This is a genomic window from Paenibacillus sp. FSL H8-0537 (assembly GCF_038051995.1).
In the GTDB taxonomy this organism is placed as follows: domain Bacteria; phylum Bacillota; class Bacilli; order Paenibacillales; family Paenibacillaceae; genus Pristimantibacillus.
This window is the reverse complement of sequence record NZ_CP150290.1, coordinates 4,860,305-4,878,970: the sequence shown is the minus strand read 5'-3', so window position 1 is coordinate 4,878,970 and position 18,666 is coordinate 4,860,305. Positions and strand designations below refer to the sequence as shown.

Sequence of the window (18,666 nt, the reverse complement as noted above, 5' to 3'; positions counted from 1 at the left end):
CAGCATATGGCTGAAAATGGCATATCCGTACGCGATTTAAGCGTTTATTATGGCAGCAATAAGGCTGTTAAAAATGTATCGATCGATTTTGAAAATAAACAGGTTACGGCGCTCATCGGACCGTCGGGCTGCGGGAAATCGACTTTTTTGCGGACGCTGAACCGGATGAATGATTTGATTCCGAACGCTAAAATGACCGGAGAAATCTGGATTGGCGATGAGGATATCAACAATCCGAAAACCGATGTAGTGCTGCTGCGCAGACGCATCGGTATGGTGTGGCAGAGGCCGAACCCTTTTCATAAGTCGATTTATGAAAATATTGCTTTTGGCCCGCGCTACCACGGCATCAAAAATAAAAGTGAGCTCGATGAGCTGGTCGAGGAATCGCTGCGCAAAGCGGCGCTTTGGGAAGAGACGAAGGACCGCTTGCATACGTCGGCGCTTAGGCTGTCTGGCGGACAGCAGCAGCGGCTATGTATTGCCCGCTCCATTGCGGTCAAGCCGGACATTATTTTGATGGATGAACCAGCCTCGGCGCTTGATCCTATTTCGACCGCGAAGGTAGAGGAACTGATTACGGAGCTGAAGCAGGACTATTGCATCGTTATTGTCACGCACAATATGCATCAGGCGGCGCGGATTTCGGCCAAAACGGCGTTTTTCCTGTCCGGTGAGCTGGTGGAATTCGAAAATACAGAGAAAATGTTTACAAATCCCAGCAAAAAAGAAACGAGCGACTATATTTCAGGTCGTTTCGGGTGATCCCCCTGCATGCTTGCTTCCTGTATAGCTTCAATCGGGCCTTGTATGCCCCAGCAACAACTTCTGCCTGCTAAGAAAGCTGGTATGGAGTTGTTTTTTTGTACTGAAAAAGGCATGTATGACAGACAGGCACGCTAGTTAGCTGACTGCATCTAGGGCAAAAGTCTTGTGCTTTACAGATAGTTTACATGAAAATGTTACTCTGCTCACATTTGGCTGGTAAGGTAGAAGCAGAACAACCAAGACTAAAGGGAGACTTGGCATGGATGATATGGCAATTGGTCTGATCCATATAGAACTGCTCCAAGTGATGAGGGAAAGCTGGCGGCTTGGGGGAGTTGGCGTCATATATATAAGGGTAACAGAGGAACGAGCCTTGCCCGTAAAGTGGTTGCGGATATGGGAGCGGAAGCTAAGGTCGTTCAGGCTGATCTGGAAGCACGGCTTTGAACAGGAGTATTATTTTATGCTCGGCAGCAATGGCTCGAAGCTTGCGCCTGAACAGGCGTTGAATGACAGTGCAGCGGAGCTGTATAAACTCATAAGCCGGGAGCAACATGTTTTAGTAGGCCATGTGATCGCTTATCCGCCGGCAGGGCAGAGTACTGCTGCGGCTGAACAAGCCGCATGGAAAGCTATCAGGGAAGCCTGGCGGCGAGCGGAACCGGTGTACAGCAGCATAGGGGGTTCAAGCCGTCAGGCTGATGAAGTGGCGATAAGCCCGAGCCTGGAGGTGCAGCGGGAAACAACAGCTGTGCTGGCATTTGCAGATGGGCAAAATCAGCAGGAGATAGCGGTTGCGCTTGAACCGGAAGCGCAAGCAGGTACGGACGAATCGGCAATCGCTTATTATGCAGCCCCTGGCATGAGCATTGGTGAGCAGGCAGCGCCGTTTCCCGTCTTCTCAGCGCAGGCACGCGTGGCGGAAATTGCCGATTTTTTCAATAGGAACGGCAAGGAGCAATGCGTTATTTTACAGGAGCAGGGGCGCCCCGTGGGCTTGCTGATGAAGCAGAAGCTGCATGAGCTGCTGGCGGGGAAATACGGGCTGCCGCTTTATTCTACTCGTCCTGTTGAAAAAATTATGAATGCATCGCCATTAATTGTGGACGCGGACATGCCGATAGAGCTGGTGTCTCAGCTGGCGATGGCGCGGGATATTTCCCATTTGTATGATGTCGTTATCATTACAGCGGGAGGCCAACTGCTTGGCGCAACGACGGTTCGCGATATTTTGGAGCGCATTACGACGCTGCGCATGGAGGCGGCAAGATCAGCCAACCCGCTGACAGGTCTGCCCGGCAATGAGGGCATTCAGCTGGAGCTGGCTCGCAGGAGCAGTGGTGACAAGCCGTTCGCCGTCATTTATGCGGACCTGGATTATTTCAAATGGTTTAATGATTGCTTTGGATTTAGCCAAGGCGACGCGCTTATTCGTTTTTTGGCTGATACGCTAGTCGGGATTAAGGAAGAATACGGGATGGCGGGCGATTTTATCGGGCATATCGGTGGTGATGATTTCATTATGGTAACGGAGGCCTCTTATGCTGAGAAAGTCTGCACCAGGCTGATTGAACGTTTCGACGGCGGGGTAAAACGGTATTACGGTGGAGTCGAAGTCAGCATGGTGGAGGATCGTCACGGCAACACAGTGGAGCAGGAAGGGGTTACCTTGTCCCTATCTTTAATGCTTGCTGCCGGCGGGACGACGCCTAGCCACATATCCACTCTAACAGCGAAGCTCAAGAAGCGTGCCAAGATGCAAAAAGGCAGTGTGTATGTCATGCAAGATATGGCTTTTTGCACACAAGAACGTAATGCTACAGAGGGGATCGAAGTGAGAAGTTAGAGTTGAAGGAGCATATTGTGCATACGCTTGTCCAGCTGGCTGACAAAATGGCCATTGGCATTATCGCCGAAGGCATTGAGCACCAAGCGGAGCTGGACAAGGTAAAGGCAATGGGCGTGCATTATGCCCAAGGCTATTTGCTAGGGCGGCCGGGCGAAATTGCCAGCCTAGTCCAGCAGCGGTGGCGGGATGAGAAAAGCTGTTTCTGAGCGATCCATATGGAGCTTGGAGAGAGCTTTTTTTTCACGAACAGGCAATGTCTTATGGGCATGGCAACCTCGCTTATGCAAGCTGCGGATGCGGGTTTTTAGGAATATTGCGAGCGGGGCGCGAGAAGGAAGCAAAGGCATTTGCAGTTATGGTATGATAACCATTAGAACCGATAAATGAGGTGTCAATAATGGATAAATGGATGTTATTAGATGGCAATAGTATTGCGTACCGGGCATTTTTTGCAATGCCTCCGCTTACGAATTCGGCTGGTTTACATACGAATGCGATATATGGCTTTACGACGATGCTGCTTAAGCTGCTGGAAGATGAAAAACCGACGCATGTGCTCGTTGCATTTGATGCAGGCAAGGCAACCTTTCGTCATGAGGGTTATGCGGAATATAAAGGCGGACGGGAAAAAACGCCCCCAGAGCTGTCGGAACAGTTCCCGGTGCTCAAGGAGCTGCTGCAGGCTTTTCAAATTGCGCAGTTTGAGCTGAACGGATTTGAAGCTGACGATATTATTGGCACGCTCACCCGGCTTGCGGACGAGCAGAAGGTCGAGACGCTTGTCGTCACGGGCGACAAGGATATGCTCCAGCTCGTATCGGAGCATGTGACCGTAGCGCTAACGCGTAAAGGAGTGAGCGAGCAGGAGCGATATTCGCCTGATGCTATTAAGGAGAAATATGGACTGACGCCTAATCAAATCATTGATTTGAAAGGGCTGATGGGCGATGCGTCCGACAATATTCCGGGCATTCCGGGCGTTGGCGAGAAAACAGCGCTGAAGATGCTGCATGAATTCGGCACGGTTGAAGAAGTGCTGGCGAACACAGCCAGCCTGAAAGGCAAGATGAAGGAAAAGGTCGAGCAGCATAAAGAGGATGCGGTGATGAGCAAGAAGCTCGCGACGATTCACCGCGAGGTGCCGCTTGCCCCTGAGCAGGAGCCGGAGGCGATTCGCTACAGCGGCTTTAACGGGCCGGCGCTTGCGGATATGCTGCGCCGGCTGGAGTTTCGATCCGTTCAGGAACGGCTCGGACTGAGTGGCGAAGGAAGTGGTTCAGCAGGCGAAGCGGCCGAGCTGAACCTGACCGCGATTGAGTCTGCTGAGGATGCGCCGAAGCTCGATGAGCTGATGAAGGCGCTTGAAGCGGATGAGAGCGGCTTCGGTCTGTATGTGGAGGCGATTGGTGAAAATCCGCATCAGGCCGAGCTGGTCGGATTGGCGCTGGCAAACGCCGAAGCGGCATATGCGCTGCCTTTCGCGGCGCTGAAGGAAGCGTTCACAGAGCCGCTGCGAAGCTGGCTCGCTGATCCAGGCAAGAAGAAGATCGGCTTTGATACGCATAAAGTCGAGCTGGCTTTGAAGTGGGCGGGCCTATCTTTGAGCGGTGTGAGCTTTGATGTCCAGCTAGCCGCTTATGTCATTGATCCGACGGAATCAAGTCTATTGCTCTCCGGCATTGTCCATCGTTACGACCAGCCTGCTGTTCCTAATGATGAGTCGGTGTACGGCAAAGGAGCGAAGCTTAAAGTTCCAGCTGCGGCCGTGCTGTATCAGCATCTGGCAACGAAAGCCGATGCGGTGCGCAGAGTGGCGCCTTTGCAGCGTGACGAGCTGAAGGAAACAGACATGCTCAGCTTGTATGAAGAGCTGGAGCTGCCGCTCTCCGTTATTTTGGCGCGAATGGAGCACCAGGGCATTAGCGTCGAGAAGGCGGAGCTGGAGACATTGGGCAGCGAGTTGGAGCGCCAGCTTGCTACGCTGGTAACGGAAATTTACAAGCAGGCGGGTATGGAATTTAATTTGAATTCGCCGAAGCAATTGGGCGAGGTGCTGTTCGAGAAGCTGGGCCTGCCCGCAAGGAAAAAGACCAAGACGGGCTACTCGACAGATGCTGAGGTGCTCGAGGAGCTGGCGCCATACAGTGAAATTGTGCCGCTGATTTTGCATTATCGGACGCTTGCGAAGCTGCAATCCACCTATGTGGAAGGGCTGCTCAAGGAAATTCGCGAGCAGACAGGCAAAATTCATACGTATTTCCGCCAGACCATTGCGGCAACGGGCCGTCTGAGCAGTCAATTTCCGAATTTGCAGAACATTCCGATCCGCCTGGAAGAGGGCCGCAAAATTCGCAAAGCATTCGTCCCGTCCGAACCGGGCTGGACCATTCTCGCAGCGGACTATTCGCAAATTGAGCTGCGCGTGCTCGCCCATATTTCCGGCGATGAGAATATGAAGGAAGCGTTCATTCAGGACATGGACATTCATACGAAAACGGCAATGGATGTATTTGGCGTAACCGAGGATCAGGTGGATTCAAACATGCGCCGTTCGGCAAAGGCGGTCAATTTCGGCATTGTGTACGGCATCAGCGACTTTGGCCTTTCCAACAACCTGAACATTACGCGAAATGAAGCCGGACGGTTTATTGAGCAATATCTCGGCGTCTTTAAAGGCGTGAAGTCGTTCATGGATCGAATTAAAGTCGAAGCGGCGAAGCAAGGCTACGTGACGACCTTGCTGGATCGCAGACGGTATTTGCCGGATATTAACCATTCGAACTTCAATAAACGTTCATTCGCTGAGCGAACAGCAATGAATTCCCCGATTCAAGGCACAGCGGCGGATATTATTAAGCTGGCGATGGTGCATATGAATCAGAAGCTGCAAGAGCTGAAGCTCAAAAGCCGCATGCTGCTCCAAGTACACGATGAATTGGTATTTGAGGTGCCGGAGGATGAGCTGGAACAGATGAAAAAGCTCCTTCCCGAGGTGATGGAAGCCGCAATCAAGCTCGATGTTCCGCTTAAGGCGGACGTTAGTTTTGGAGCGAACTGGTATGAAGCGAAATAACCCGCTGGGAGCGGAAATCAGGTATAATAGACGTTGAGGTGAAAGGATATGCCGGAACTTCCAGAGGTAGAAACGGTTAGACGAACATTAATTGAGCTTGTTGCAGGAAAAAAGATTAAATCGGTTACGGTGCGGCTTCCCCGCATCATTCAGCGTCCGGCTGTGCCGGAGCAATTCGAGGATGCGCTTGTCGGCATGACGATCGAGACGGTCGAGCGGCGCGGAAAGTTTCTGCGCATCGTGATGGACGGGCTTGTGCTCGTGTCGCATTTGCGCATGGAAGGCCGCTATGGATTATTCCAAAGCGATGAACCAATCGAGCTTCATACGCATGTCCTGTTCCATTTTGAGGATGGAACGGATTTAAGATATAAAGATGTCAGGCAGTTTGGCACGATGCATTTGTTCACGCCGGGAACGGAGTTCGAGCTGCCGCCGCTGAATAAGCTGGGCCTTGAGCCGCTGGAGCCTGCGTTTACACGCGATGTGCTGCAAACCAAGCTGGCACGGCGCTCTACGAAAATCAAGCCGCTGCTGCTCAATCAGGAATATGTGGTCGGACTCGGAAATATTTATGTAGATGAAGCGCTGTTTCAAGCGGGCATTCATCCCGAGCGCACCGCCAGCTCGCTTGCTTCCGGAGAGTGGGATAAGCTGCATGCAGCTATTTGCTCTACGCTTGGCAAAGCAGTGGAAGCGGGCGGCTCATCCATTAAATCTTACGTGAACGGGCAAGGCGAGATGGGCATGTTTCAGCATCAATTGCTCGTTTATGGCCGGAAGGACGAGCCCTGCCATACTTGCGGAGAAGCCATTGAGAAGTTTGTCGTTGGCGGCAGAGGCACGCATATTTGCCCTAGCTGCCAGAAGGCGCCGGAGCAAGCGGGCGGGCAAAGCGCAGGCTAATCGCGAAAACGAAAGCCAGGCCATCGATGATGAAGCCATTCACCCTAGGCATACAGCTGCATATGCTGTTTATTGTGATGAACAATAGGCAGATGTCCTGTAGGGTGAAATCGGGGCACCTGCATGTGCAGGGAGTGACGAGGGTTGGCTTTGCATCTGGTTTCGTTGATCGTGCTCGCTTTTGCTGTGAGCGTGGACGGCTTCGGCGTTGGCATTACGTATGGTTTGCGCCGTATTCGCATTCCGTTGCTGTCTGTGCTAATTATCGCCTGCTGCTCGGGCTTGATCATTTTATTGTCGATGCAGCTAGGCAGTGTTATCGCAAAATATTTGTCGCCAGGCACGGCGAGCTTGATTGGCGCTATCGTGCTGATGGGTATTGGCTGCTGGGCGCTGCTCCAGCTGCGGCGTAATCGCCATGAAAGCAAGAAGGTGGATGCGGAGAATGCATCCGCAGCTTCTCGTAATAGCACCCTGTTGCCAGAGGAGCGCTCAGGTCTGACTGGTGTAGAGACGACCGCTGCGACCGCTGAGAAGGCAGCAGAAGCAGCCTCCACAGCTTCGGGGCTCTCCGCAGCAGCGGCGGAGGCCAGCCATCCAGTGCTTGTTGTGATTGTTGAGCTGAGGCGCATTGGGCTTGTCATTCAGATTTTACGGACACCGCAGGCGGCGGACGTCGATAAGTCGGGCACAATATCCGCCTCTGAGGCGATCATGCTCGGCGTAGCGCTGTCGCTTGATGCCTTCGGTGCGGGAATTGGGGCCGCGATGATTGGTTTGCCCGCCTTGCTGACAGCAATTGTTATCGCTGCGGCTAGCGCATTATTTTTGCTAGGGGGCATCAGCTTCGGGTTCCGCTTCTCGCATTGGAAGGGCATGCAGGCGCTTGCGGTACTGCCAGGCATTCTGCTTATTATGATTGGAATATCAAAGCTGCTGTAAAGATGAGGTGGAAGGGCATGAGGATCGGATTAACCGGCGGCATTGCTACTGGAAAAAGCACCGTTGCCCACCTATTAGTGGAGCTCGGAGCGCTGCTGGTGGATGCCGATCAGGTAGCAAGAGAAGTCGTTTTGCCAGGGGAGCCCGCTCTAGCGGCGGTCGCCTCTGCGTTCGGACAAGCTGTGTTACATAAGGACGGTACACTTGATCGGGCAGCGCTCGGCCAAATCGTATTTAATAACAAAGCGAAGCTAGGGCAGCTTGAAGCGATTTTGCATCCGGCGATTAGGGCTACGATGCAGCAGCGAATGGCTGATTATGAACGTCAGCATCAGGATACGCTGGTCGTTGCGGATATTCCGCTGCTGTATGAGACGGAGCAAGAGCATTTGTATGAAGGTGTACTCGTTGTGTACGTGCCGGAGCACATCCAACTGGAGCGCCTGATGGCACGAAACAACGTAGATGAACAGGAAGCAAGGCGGCGCATAGGGCTGCAAATGGACATGGAAGAGAAGAAGCGCAGAGCGACTTGGGTCATCGACAACAGCGGAACGCCCGCGCAGACGAGGCAGCAGGTTCAAGAGTTTTGGAAGAGCAAGGTTCTTACATGCTGAGGGCCAAGAGAAGAAAGGTCGCTCGGAGAAGGCTGTTTTTGCTATTATTTATTATCATTGTTGTCATTATTGTCGCTCAACCGGCATGGCTGCTCAAAAAGCTCTATCCCATTGATTATAAGGCTGACATTCGGGCAAGTGCCATTAGCTATCAGGTAGATCCGCATTTGGTGGCGGCTATTATAAGGGCGGAGACGAATTTCCAGACGGGAAAGGTTTCGAAGAAGGGTGCGCTCGGACTGATGCAAATTATGCCGGCCACCGCCGAATGGATCGTCGAGAAGGCAGGCTTCGAGCAGGTTACTGAGGAGACGCTGCGCAATCGTGCTGACGTGAGCATCGAGCTGGGGGTATGGTATCTAGCTTCGCTGCACAAACAATTTGATGAAAATAATATCGTTGTCATTGCTGCTTATAATGCAGGTCCAGGTAAAGTCCGGCAGTGGCTCGATTCGGGGGAATGGGACGGCACGTTCGAAGATGCTGGTAAAATTCCATATAAAGAAACACGCGATTATGTACAAAAGGTCGTGAAGTACTATAATAAGTACAAAGACTTGTACCCGGAACTTGAGCCGTAAACAGGAAGAAGCTTTGGCTGCCCGTCACTTCAGGACTTAAGCAGCCAAAGCTGTCTGTTATTACAAGAGCTATTTATTAATGGGAGCCCCCTGCAAGGGATTGCTCAGCGATTTGTACCAGGCGGCGGGTAATGTACCCTCCGATGGAACCAGCGTCCTTTGTAGCCATGTTACCGTAGTAACCGTCTTGTGGAATCGCGATTCCAAGCTCTTGAGCAACCTCGAATTTCATTTGGTCGAGTGCTGCTGTCGCTTGTGGTACAACCAGTTGGTTGCTGCTGCGGTTTGCGCTCATGTGTGTTCACCTCCTCGCGGTTGGTAAAAGTATTATGTGCGAAAATCCGAACTTCATTACAGGAATTGTTTGGTAATTTTTAGAAATAGCTTAGAAGGGAGGAAAAGAGAATGAAATGTCCATATTGCGACTACTCCGGAACGAAGGTGCTGGACTCGCGTCCCGCTAACGAGAACAAGTCCATCCGTCGCCGCCGGGAATGTGAGAAATGCAAAAGCCGCTTCACGACGTTTGAGATGATTGAGGAAACGCCGCTAGTCGTCATCAAAAAAGATGGCAGCCGCGAAGAGTTCAGCCGTGATAAAATTTTGCGTGGTTTAATCCGAGCTTGCGAGAAGCGCCCAGTTCCCGCTGAAAGGCTGGAGGTAGTCGTTTCTGAGGTGGAGAAGGAGCTGCGCACTACTGCACATGCTGAAGTGGAGAGCCGTGTCATTGGCGAGCTGGTGATGGGTCAGCTTTATCCGGTCGATGAAGTAGCTTATGTTCGTTTTGCTTCTGTATATCGGCAGTTCAAGGACATTGATATGTTCATGAAGGAGCTCAGCAGCCTGCTGTCAAAGGACAGCTCACCGAATGGAATGAAGGATTAAATCTGAGGCGGCATAGCTTCCAAATCAGTGGCATGAATAAATTAGATGAAACAGCGCCGATCAAGGCGTTGTTTTTTTGCGTTAGACACGATAGAAATTCACCAACTAATTGAGCAACTGCTGGAGAAGCAAGGCGGTATCCAGCTTGTTGTTGAGAAGGAGCAGCAGAAGGAGCAGCAGTTGATTGGCTTCGCTACGTTATATTTTACGATTAGTACAATGAAAGCAGCTCGGATTACACTGATGAATGATTTTTTTCTGCTGGAGCCGTACCGGGATACGGAAGTGGAAGCCGAGCTATTTTTGAAATGCAGATCGTACACACAGGAGCAAGGCTTTGCTCATATGTTCTGGATAACATCCCCGCAAAATAAGCGGGCTCAACATTTTTTTGATAAAATGGATGCGGTTCAAGGCAGCTGGGTGAACTATACAATTGTCTAGAAAGCCTGATATACCACAATAGTATCCTTCAAGTAACTACACCACTTTCAAGTGCGTACTTCCTCAAATGGCGGAAAGGGGCTAGACTAATACCTGTAGCAAGAGTAACCTTTTCCAACATTTGATGAAGGAGTGTGCGTATACATGGAATTGCAATTGGCGCTTGATTTGGTGAACATTGAGGAAGCAAAGGTTTTGGTTAAAGAGGTTGAGTCATTTATCGATATCGTTGAAATCGGAACACCTATCGTTATTAACGAGGGACTGCATGCGGTTAAAGCGATTAAAGAAGCTTTCCCTCACCTGAAAGTACTTGCCGATCTTAAAATTATGGACGCTGGCGGCTACGAAGTGATGAAAGCTTCCGAAGCGGGTGCTGATATCATTACCGTTCTTGGTGTTTCCGACGACTCCACGATTAGAGGAGCGGTTGAAGAAGCACGCAAGCAGGGCAACAAAATTATGGTCGATATGATCAATGTGAAAGACATTGAAACGCGTGCAGCGGAAATTGATGCGCTTGGGGTAGACTATATTTGTGTCCATTCCGGCTATGATCACCAGGCTGAAGGCAAAAACTCCTTCGAAGAGCTGGCAGCGATCAAGCGTGTTGTAAAACAAGCCAAAACAGCAATCGCAGGCGGCATCAAAATCGATACGCTGCAAGAGGTTATTTCGGCTAAGCCTGATCTTGTTATCGTAGGCGGCGGTATTACGGGTGCTGAAAATAAATCCGCAACTGCATCGCAAATGCAGCAGTGGATCAAACAGGCCTAAAGCTGATGCGTATTAGTCAGCTTGCAGGAGAAATCGTACAGGAGCTGGAGCGGCTGACGCAGCTCATTCCGGATGATGCCGCAGGCGAGCTGGCAGATGCGATTATGCGCGCTCCGCGTATTTTCGTCTCAGGTGCTGGGCGCTCGGGCCTGATGGGCAAAGCTTTTGCCATGCGGCTTGTCCACATGGGCTTTGATGCTTATGTCGCTGGCGAGACGGTGACGCGTGCACTGGGCAAAGACGACGTACTTGTGCTGGGCTCGGGCTCTGGCGGGACGAGCAGCCTCATTGCGATGGCACAAAAGGCGGAGACGCTCGGCGGCAAGCTGGCCGTCATTACGACGAATCCAGAGTCGGCGCTTGGACGTGCGGCGCATATCGTTGTACCGCTGCAGGCTGCGGCGAAGGAAGAGCAGGATGGGGCCAAGCAGACCGTGCAGCCGATGGCTTCTCTTTTTGAGCAAGGTCTCCTTATTTTCTATGATGCGGTTATCTTAAGCTTGATGGAGAAGAAGGGCCTCAGCGGCAACACCATGTACAGCAATCACGCGAATCTGGAGTAGCAGGCAGCGCACAGCATAGCTGGAAGCTGCTTCATCATGTATACTGGGAAGGAGGGGGAATGGTTATGGCTCAGGAATTAAAGGAACGTATTAACTTACGTGAAATCAACTGCGAGAAGGAGCTTACGCTGGCCGTCATTGGGGGCAAGTGGAAGTTGATTATATTGTGGCATCTTGGTCTTGAAGGAACGAAACGTTTCAGTGAGCTGAAGAAAATGATTCCCCATATCACCCAGAAAATGCTGACGAATCAGCTCCGCGAGCTAGAGGAAGATTTGCTGGTTGAGCGCAAAGTGTATGCAGAGGTTCCACCGCGAGTGGAATATACCTTAACGGCTTACGGCGAAAGCCTGATGCCGGTGCTGCGCATGATGTATGATTGGGGCAAAAACTACGGCGAGGAAGTCGTGTGGAAATAGCAGCTTTAGAGTCAAAATAGGCTGGGGTTAGAAGCAGACGATGCTTCTGGCACCGGCCTTTTTATGTTTGAAAATTTTCAACCGGAGAAAAATATTTGAGTTTCGCTCCGGCTTATCTTATAATAGTTGATATATCAATTGATGCATCAACTATTTACGAGGGAGAGGATTGGAATCGATAAGCAGTGTTCTGACAAAGACCAGCTATTATATGGACTGCATATATTGGCTAAGGAGATGGGACAAGTTTTTTCTTCATCTGTGAAGACTAGCTGCACGAAGCTGGAAATCTTGTGTCATATCCATAGACGCACGGAGATGAATCAGCTGGAGCTGCAGACTTTGCTCCATGTTGATGCTGCAGCTGTAACCAGACATCTCAGAGATTTGAAGGAACATCAACTAATCTTTAGCCGCAAATATGAGAACGACAAACGAAATACGCTTGTTGCTTTGACCCCCCTAGGAGAGTCCGAATTAATAGAGCTGACGCGGAGAAAAGAAATATTTCTGGATAAAATGACGAGGGATTTTTCAGATAAGGAAGTAATGGAAATGACTTCGTTTATAGAACGCATATCGAGCAATCTCAAATAACATAAATAAACGTTTTGCTAAATCAGAAGGAGGCTTGTATACACATGGCTATTCAGGATGTAGCATTATCCATATTAGATTATACACTTGTTATTGAAGGAGGAACGGCTGCCCGTTCCTTCCGCGAAGCTGTTGATCTTGCTGTGCATGCGGAGCAATGGGGTTATCGACGCTACTGGGTTACCGAGCATCACAATATGCAGGGGATTGCCAGCTCGGCTACTTCACTTATTATCGGCCATATAGCCTCGCATACGAACAAAATTCGAGTAGGTTCAGGCGGCATCATGCTGCCTAATCATGCACCGCTTGCGGTTGCGGAGCAGTTCGGAACTTTGGAATCGCTCTTTCCGGGGCGAATTGATCTGGGGCTTGGTCGAGCTTCGGGATCGGACCAGCCTGCGGTTAGGGCACTCCGAAGAGGACTGCACAGTGATGGAAGCCAATTTCCAGAGCTATTGCATGAACTTCGTTCTTATTTTAATCCAGCGCTGAACGGAGCAGTGCCAGGTGTGAAAGCATATCCGGGAGTGGATTTGGATATCCCGATCTGGCTGCTGGGATCAAGTGGATTCAGCGCAGAGCTGGCGGGCAAGCTGGGGCTGCCATTTGTGTTCGCCAGCCATTTTGCCCCAGACTATTTACTGCCGGCTCTTGAGCTGTATCATCGCAGCTTCCTTCCGTCGAAGGAACTTGACAGTCCGTATGTAATAGTCAGTGTGAATGTGGTTGTTGCCGATACCGATGAGGAAGCAAAAAGGCTCTTCACGTCACAAGAGCAGCAGATGCTTAATTTGATACGCGGACGTGACAGCAAATTAATGCCGCCTGTAGACGATATGAACGAGCTTTGGACAGAGCAGGAGAAGGTGACGGTTCGTGATAAAATGATGCGGTATTCCGCAATCGGCAGCCCTGATACGGTCAAGACAAAGCTCGATTCAATTGTCAAGCAGACGAGGGCTAATGAGCTGATGACGACCTCCCAGTTGTATGATCATCAGTCGCGCCTCCGGTCGTTTGAACTGCTTGCCCAAGTTATGCAGCCAGATGCGAAATAACTCGGGTCAGTCCTTATAATGACTAGGAAAAATCACGCTTTATAATTATAACTGTGCTTATAAACTCACAGTATCGAAGAGGCCAGCTTGATATTATGCAGATTGTTAGGGCTGCTTCATCCGATCTCTAAGCTGAAATACCCCGCTCTCTTCTCGAGATGCGGGGTATTCATTAATTTGCGGATAACGTTTTCCCGCATCGATAACCTTCCATTCATTACGCTGGAATGGGATACGTCAATGCACTCACCCGATTTTCTTGGGTAAGCATTTATAAATGTGAGTTCCTCTATTTATTAATGCTTAATAACGGCTTCCGAAGGTACTGCCAGCAGGGGCAATTGCATTCAATCGGGATAGCTCTTCAGGTGTTAAGCGGATGGATAAAGCGGCTGCATTTTGTTGCAAATACTTCACTCTCTTTGTACCCGGAATCGGAACGATATCGTTTCCTTGGGCAGTTACCCATGCCAGCGCGATTTGGGCTGGTGTCACTTCTTTTTGCTGGGCGAGCAGTTGTATTCCATGGACGATATTGCTGTTCTGTTCGAAGGCCTCTTCCGAAAAGCGGGGATTATACATGCGCCAGTCATCCTGTGCCAGTTGGCTTCGACTTGAGAGAGTGCCGGTCAAAAAACCTCTTCCAAGCGGACTATAGGGTACAAAACCGATCCCAAGCTCTCTGCAAGCATGCAATAGACCAAGCTCAGGCTCTCTGGACCATAAGGAATATTCGGTTTGAACGGCTGAAATGGGAAAGACAGCGTGAGCATCGGCCAATTGTTGGGGGGTTACTTCTGAAAGGCCCAAATAGCGGACTTTTCCTTCTTTTACGAGCTCAGCCATGGCTCCAACCGTCTCTGTAATTGGAACATCAGGATCGGCCCTATGCAAGTAATACAGATCGATATAGTCTGTGCCTAAACGCTGCAAGCTGGCTTCACAGGCTTCTTTTACATATTGCGGCTTTCCATTGTATCCTAAGTTCTGTGTTTTATTGCGTAGCAATCCGAATTTTGTTGCGATCTGGACGGAATGACGGTGTGCTCTTAATCCTTTACCAACCAGCTTTTCATTTACCCCGATGCCGTCCTCGTCATAACCGTAAATATCCGCTGTATCAAAAAACGTAATGCCCAACCCCAGAGCGTGATTCAACGTGTTTAAAGACTCAGAATCATCCGTTTCTCCATAAAATTCGGACATTCCCATACATCCTAATCCCAAACGGGATACTTGCAATCCTTGGTTACCCAAGGGCAAAGTTTCCATCGTGTTCAAGCCTCCTTTTAATTTTGCATTTCATGAAAATAACAATATCACGAACAATGCTAAAAAGTAAACTAAAAAGTCGTTAAAAGTTTAATAAGTACAAAAAGTTCAACTTTTTGAACAATTGAGTTATAATTTTAGGCATGAAGAAATAGGAGGCTTTACCCCATGGATACGAAATCCCAGGCATTGGAGAAGAGAAATAAAACCATCCAAAAGCTTATTATAAAGATTATACCTGTGATTCAAAAAAATGGATTTTCTACGCTGAAGATGGATGATGCAGCTAAATATATGGACATCAGCAAGGCGACCATGTATAAGTATTTTGCTTCCAAGGATGAGATCATTGAAGCGGTTGTAGGTCGTTACGTGGAATATATTTCGGAAATGGTGCAGGCTTGGCCACTCACCGATAACAACTCCTATGTCAAATCCTTTGATAAAGTGTTTCAGCAGTCTTTGCTGATGGCGGTGTACTTGTCCGATATTTTCTTGCAGGAGTTAGGCAGCATCTATCCCGACTTGTACGAGACGCTTTCAAGTGAGGTTGAGATGCGCAATGAGCAGGTGAGGGAGTTTTTTGACAGGGGGATGAAAAATGATGTGTTTCAGCACTTGAATCCGGTGATCCTCCTCATTCAAATGGACACGATGCTCAGGAAAATGATTGATCCCAAGCTGCTGATGCTCCATCATTTGTCGCTGAAGCAGGCATTGTCCGATTATTACGAAGTCATGAGGCACCAAATCCTGAAATCGGAATTCATTAACTTAGAAAATAGTTCGGAGATGGATTTATTTTTGAATCAGATGGTTCAAAAATTATCGAGGCAATAGGGAAGAGCCTAGGGGGATTTGCCTCGTTTACCTCGCCAATCCATCAGGGGATGTCCGAATCTTTGATTAAAGGGCTGAAGAAGCGTATTCGGTGAGGATTTTTAGAGGTAGATTCAGACGCCGTGCTCCTCCGCATTCGCTCCGTGTGCGCGGACTGTACCCCTGACCGCATCGTTGCCAGCGATGCGGTCTACCACATAGGAATATTACACACCCCAAAGTCGAAAGATATTATACAATATTTTTGGCTCAAAGCTAAAACCAGTGCTTGATTTACGAGCTAAATGGGATGTCAAAGAATTGGTGCCCCTAAAGTTACCCCAAGAGCGTGTAAGGAAACGGTTTATCCGGCTGTAGCTATCGAGATATGCATATCCTGCGAGATAAGTGGCAATAGCCCGACACTGATGAATTCTGTTGTTTATTTTGAATACACTATTCGTTGATAGGCATTACGATTCGGGCGCTTTTGGCAATACTTCTTATCTCTGTAAGCACAGATTCATCCAGTGTTACTTCGGCAGCGGCCAAAGCATTCAAAATATGCTCGGGCTTACGTACCCCAATAAGAGCACTCGTTAAGGCAGGATTCTCCAGAACATAAGCAATAGCTAATTGGGAAACTGTGATGCCGAGTTGTTCGGCTACGTCTTGGATTTGTTCGACAATAGCGATATTTTGCATGAAACTTTCCCCGGTATGGGAAGGGGATTTCGATCGCCAATCCTGCTCATCGAAGCGAGAGTCGAAAGTATAATTGCCCGAGAGAAGGCCCGATGCAAGCGGACTATAAGCCAGTACACCGATTCCTTTAGCTATGCAATACGGCAGAAGATCGGACTCCACCTGATGAGCAAGTATGGAGTAAGGCGGTTGCAGGGAATCAATATGTCTGACCGCCAAAGCCTCATCAAGAAGTGCGATGGGGAAGTTGCTGACTCCTACATAACGTATTTTGCCATCCTGAACCAACTTCTCCATGGCTCGCAGTGTTTCTTCAAGAGGTGCTTTAACGTCAGTATCGGGCCAGTGCATTTGGTACAAATCGATATAATCGGTGCCGAGACGGCGCAAGGAATCTTCCGCTTCGCGAATGATCGAACCGTATGTTCCGTTGCGGGTTATATTGTTTTTACCGTCCCAGACTAATCCAAACTTAGTAGCGATGATGGCTTTGTCGCGACTGTCTTTAAGCGCCTTACCAAGCACTTCTTCTGAATGACCCATTCCGTAAACAGCAGCCGTATCAAAAAAGTTAATGCCAGCATCAAGCGCAGCACGAATACTATTTTGCGACAATTGATCGTTTTGTTCGCCCCATGAGAATACCCAGTCTCCGCCGCCAATAGCCCAAGTTCCAAAACCGATCACAGAGATTTCCGGTCCGTTTTTCCCTAATTTCCGATATTTCATGTTTATCATCTCTCCTATATGATTGAATTGTACTTAGCCACCTGTGCTAAGATTATGCCACAGATACAATTGGGTAACGATGAGTTTAGTTATCATAGGTGCAGTAACACCAGGTTATAGGGACATCCTTACCTTATAAGGGGCCATTCCTGTTTAATTTCCAAAAAAACGTTAGTGTTTGGAACAGACTTTGCGAAAGAAACCCACGTGGCTAGAGCCATCGACTTTCAAGAGAATTTATTAATAAATAGTGGGAGTGGATTAAATGAGTGCGAACAGTCGGCGTTCGGAATTGGGAGACTTTTTAAGGACGCGCAGAGAACGTCTGGATCCTTCGGAACACGGGTTTACGATAGGGACAAGACGAAGGACGTCAGGGTTAAGAAGAGAAGAGTTGGCGCAAGTTGCCGGAGTTAGCGTTTCTTGGTATACGTGGCTGGAGCAGGGGCGTGATATAAATGTCTCGACGCAAGTGCTGGAGAGCATCGCTAGAGCGCTGCGATTGGATTGGATGGAAAGAAGGCATCTGTTTGATTTGGCGTTGGACACGGTTACGATTCAGCATTTAACTCAACAGTCATTGGAGTATGATAACCTGCTTCAAAGCGTATTGGATTCTTGGGATACCTGTCCGGCGTATGCTGTTGATTACAAATGGAATATTGTTGGGTGGAACTCTTTGGCGAACCGGGTGTTTGGTGATTATTCAAAACGTTCTGAGAGGGATATCAACTTAATATGGTATGTTTTTACCAATCCATCACAGCGTATGCTGCTTATAAACTGGGAAAGAGAAGCAAAAAACGGTCAAGCCTTGTTTCGAGCGACCAGCGACCAATACGCAGATGACCCGTGGTTTAGCCAGTTTATACACGACTTAAGCGAAGCCAGCTTGGAGTTTCGGGAATGGTGGGCTTTGCACGATATCCAGATCACTCATGGCAACAAAGAGCTGAACCATCCTGTTGTAGGAAGTTTGTTCCTGAGACAAACAACGTTATTGATCGCTGAGTTCCCTGAGCTGAAAATTTTGCTATACACCCCACTTCCACTGGGAAATACGTTGGAGAAGCTCAATCATCTTGCTTCATCTACGTACGAAACTGAAACAAAGGAATTGTAAATGGGAGTACCTCGTTGAAGTATGGATTGTTCATAAAACTTCAGCATACATCAGAGAAATGCTTCAGGTGCCATGCACTTCATTCCGTTGCTGCTTGCAATGAAAGTTAATTTAATCAAGCCCTTGTTTTGTTACTTCATGCAACAGAACAAGGGCTTTAGTGCGTAAAGTGCTTTATTAGTGCTAGGAATGCTCAACGCGAAACTGACGAAGGAAAACAATACCCCGTTGGATGATTGGATTATCAACAGTAAATCAGACAGCTTTTTTAAGGGCTGCATGTCGATACTGAACAGGTGTCATGTATTCCAGTGTTCCGTGAATCCGATGCTTATTGAACCAGTTGACGTAAAAGGACAGCCTTTCATGCTTAGAGATCGGGCGATTTCAGGGGTACGACCACATAGCCATCCAGCTAAGAAATTAATACACCCCCAAAACGAAAAAAAGCTATTTTTCTTAAATAAAGGATAGCTTTTTTCGTTTTAGGGTAGTCGAAGATTTTAGCTTGATGGGCATGTGGCGGTACTCCTATC

General features: G+C 49.0%; 20 protein-coding genes. 17 read left to right on the top strand and 3 right to left on the bottom strand.

Translation table 11 applies throughout. From position 1 onward, the window contains the following. Positions 1-6 precede the first annotated feature (6 nt). The 8 genes from pstB to MHB80_RS20500 all read left to right on the top strand — a co-directional run bounded on the left by pstB (position 7) and on the right by MHB80_RS20500 (position 8,736). The gene (gene pstB / locus MHB80_RS20535) at positions 7-765 is read left to right on the top strand and encodes a phosphate ABC transporter ATP-binding protein PstB (RefSeq protein ID WP_341278711.1); all 759 of its coding nucleotides are present in this window, start codon (positions 7-9) and stop codon (positions 763-765) included. A gap of 262 nt (positions 766-1,027) precedes the next feature. Next, positions 1,028-2,614, top strand: a complete 1,587-nt coding sequence (locus MHB80_RS20530; RefSeq protein WP_341278710.1) for a GGDEF domain-containing protein — start codon at positions 1,028-1,030, stop codon at positions 2,612-2,614. A gap of 2 nt (positions 2,615-2,616) precedes the next feature. Further along, positions 2,617-2,823 (top strand): EAL domain-containing protein, encoded by a 207-nt coding sequence (locus MHB80_RS20525; protein ID WP_341278709.1) that lies wholly within the window; start codon positions 2,617-2,619, stop codon positions 2,821-2,823. Positions 2,824-3,014: 191 nt separating this feature from the next. After that, complete coding sequence (gene polA / locus MHB80_RS20520) at positions 3,015-5,690, top strand: DNA polymerase I (RefSeq protein ID WP_341278708.1); 2,676 nt, start codon at positions 3,015-3,017, stop codon at positions 5,688-5,690. A gap of 48 nt (positions 5,691-5,738) precedes the next feature. Beyond that, positions 5,739-6,596, top strand: a complete 858-nt coding sequence (gene mutM / locus MHB80_RS20515; RefSeq protein WP_341278707.1) for a DNA-formamidopyrimidine glycosylase — start codon at positions 5,739-5,741, stop codon at positions 6,594-6,596. Positions 6,597-6,740: 144 nt separating this feature from the next. Next, on the top strand, positions 6,741-7,538 hold the full coding sequence (locus tag MHB80_RS20510) for an MntP/YtaF family protein (RefSeq protein ID WP_341278706.1): 798 nt from the start codon (positions 6,741-6,743) through the stop codon (positions 7,536-7,538). Positions 7,539-7,555: 17 nt separating this feature from the next. Beyond that, positions 7,556-8,155 carry a dephospho-CoA kinase gene (gene coaE / locus MHB80_RS20505; RefSeq protein WP_341278705.1) on the top strand — a complete coding sequence of 200 codons (600 nt, stop codon included), beginning with the start codon at positions 7,556-7,558 and terminating at the stop codon, positions 8,153-8,155. A 38-nt stretch (positions 8,156-8,193) separates the two neighbouring features. Continuing rightward, positions 8,194-8,736 (top strand): lytic transglycosylase domain-containing protein, encoded by a 543-nt coding sequence (locus tag MHB80_RS20500; protein WP_341278704.1) that lies wholly within the window; start codon positions 8,194-8,196, stop codon positions 8,734-8,736. A gap of 76 nt (positions 8,737-8,812) precedes the next feature. Here the strand turns inward: MHB80_RS20500 and MHB80_RS20495 are convergent, their stop codons facing one another. Further along, positions 8,813-9,031 (bottom strand): alpha/beta-type small acid-soluble spore protein, encoded by a 219-nt coding sequence (locus MHB80_RS20495; protein ID WP_046230244.1) that lies wholly within the window; start codon positions 9,029-9,031, stop codon positions 8,813-8,815. Between the two features lie 110 nt (positions 9,032-9,141). Here MHB80_RS20495 and nrdR point away from each other — a divergent pair, with 110 nt between their 5' ends. The 7 genes from nrdR to MHB80_RS20460 all read left to right on the top strand — a co-directional run bounded on the left by nrdR (position 9,142) and on the right by MHB80_RS20460 (position 13,482). Next, a complete protein-coding gene (gene nrdR / locus MHB80_RS20490) occupies positions 9,142-9,621 on the top strand; it encodes a transcriptional regulator NrdR (RefSeq protein WP_046230243.1) in 480 nt (159 codons plus the stop codon). Positions 9,622-9,666: 45 nt separating this feature from the next. Continuing rightward, positions 9,667-10,065: a GNAT family N-acetyltransferase gene (locus MHB80_RS20485; RefSeq protein ID WP_341278703.1), complete on the top strand. Its 399-nt coding sequence runs from the start codon at positions 9,667-9,669 to the stop codon at positions 10,063-10,065. Positions 10,066-10,209: 144 nt separating this feature from the next. Then, positions 10,210-10,842, top strand: a complete 633-nt coding sequence (hxlA, locus tag MHB80_RS20480) for a 3-hexulose-6-phosphate synthase (protein WP_341278702.1) — start codon at positions 10,210-10,212, stop codon at positions 10,840-10,842. A gap of 5 nt (positions 10,843-10,847) precedes the next feature. Beyond that, positions 10,848-11,405 (top strand): 6-phospho-3-hexuloisomerase, encoded by a 558-nt coding sequence (gene hxlB / locus MHB80_RS20475; RefSeq protein ID WP_341278701.1) that lies wholly within the window; start codon positions 10,848-10,850, stop codon positions 11,403-11,405. 65 nt (positions 11,406-11,470) lie between these two features. Beyond that, the gene (locus tag MHB80_RS20470; RefSeq protein WP_046230239.1) at positions 11,471-11,824 is read left to right on the top strand and encodes a helix-turn-helix domain-containing protein; all 354 of its coding nucleotides are present in this window, start codon (positions 11,471-11,473) and stop codon (positions 11,822-11,824) included. Between the two features lie 237 nt (positions 11,825-12,061). Next, the gene (locus MHB80_RS20465; protein ID WP_341283039.1) at positions 12,062-12,421 is read left to right on the top strand and encodes a MarR family transcriptional regulator; all 360 of its coding nucleotides are present in this window, start codon (positions 12,062-12,064) and stop codon (positions 12,419-12,421) included. A 44-nt stretch (positions 12,422-12,465) separates the two neighbouring features. Continuing rightward, complete coding sequence (locus MHB80_RS20460) at positions 12,466-13,482, top strand: LLM class flavin-dependent oxidoreductase (RefSeq protein WP_341278700.1); 1,017 nt, start codon at positions 12,466-12,468, stop codon at positions 13,480-13,482. A 303-nt stretch (positions 13,483-13,785) separates the two neighbouring features. On the opposite strand, the gene MHB80_RS20455 is transcribed toward MHB80_RS20460, so the two are convergent. Then, positions 13,786-14,754, bottom strand: coding sequence for an aldo/keto reductase (locus tag MHB80_RS20455; RefSeq protein ID WP_341283038.1), 969 nt, complete (start codon positions 14,752-14,754; stop codon positions 13,786-13,788). Positions 14,755-14,922: 168 nt separating this feature from the next. Here MHB80_RS20455 and MHB80_RS20450 point away from each other — a divergent pair, with 168 nt between their 5' ends. Next, positions 14,923-15,594 (top strand): TetR/AcrR family transcriptional regulator, encoded by a 672-nt coding sequence (locus MHB80_RS20450; RefSeq protein ID WP_341278699.1) that lies wholly within the window; start codon positions 14,923-14,925, stop codon positions 15,592-15,594. A 435-nt stretch (positions 15,595-16,029) separates the two neighbouring features. On the opposite strand, the gene MHB80_RS20445 is transcribed toward MHB80_RS20450, so the two are convergent. Next, entirely contained in the window at positions 16,030-17,007 is a 978-nt protein-coding gene (locus MHB80_RS20445; protein WP_341278698.1) for an aldo/keto reductase, read from the bottom strand. Between the two features lie 265 nt (positions 17,008-17,272). Here MHB80_RS20445 and MHB80_RS20440 point away from each other — a divergent pair, with 265 nt between their 5' ends. Beyond that, on the top strand, positions 17,273-18,130 hold the full coding sequence (locus tag MHB80_RS20440; RefSeq protein WP_341278697.1) for a helix-turn-helix transcriptional regulator: 858 nt from the start codon (positions 17,273-17,275) through the stop codon (positions 18,128-18,130). The last annotated feature ends 536 nt before the right edge of the window (positions 18,131-18,666 follow it).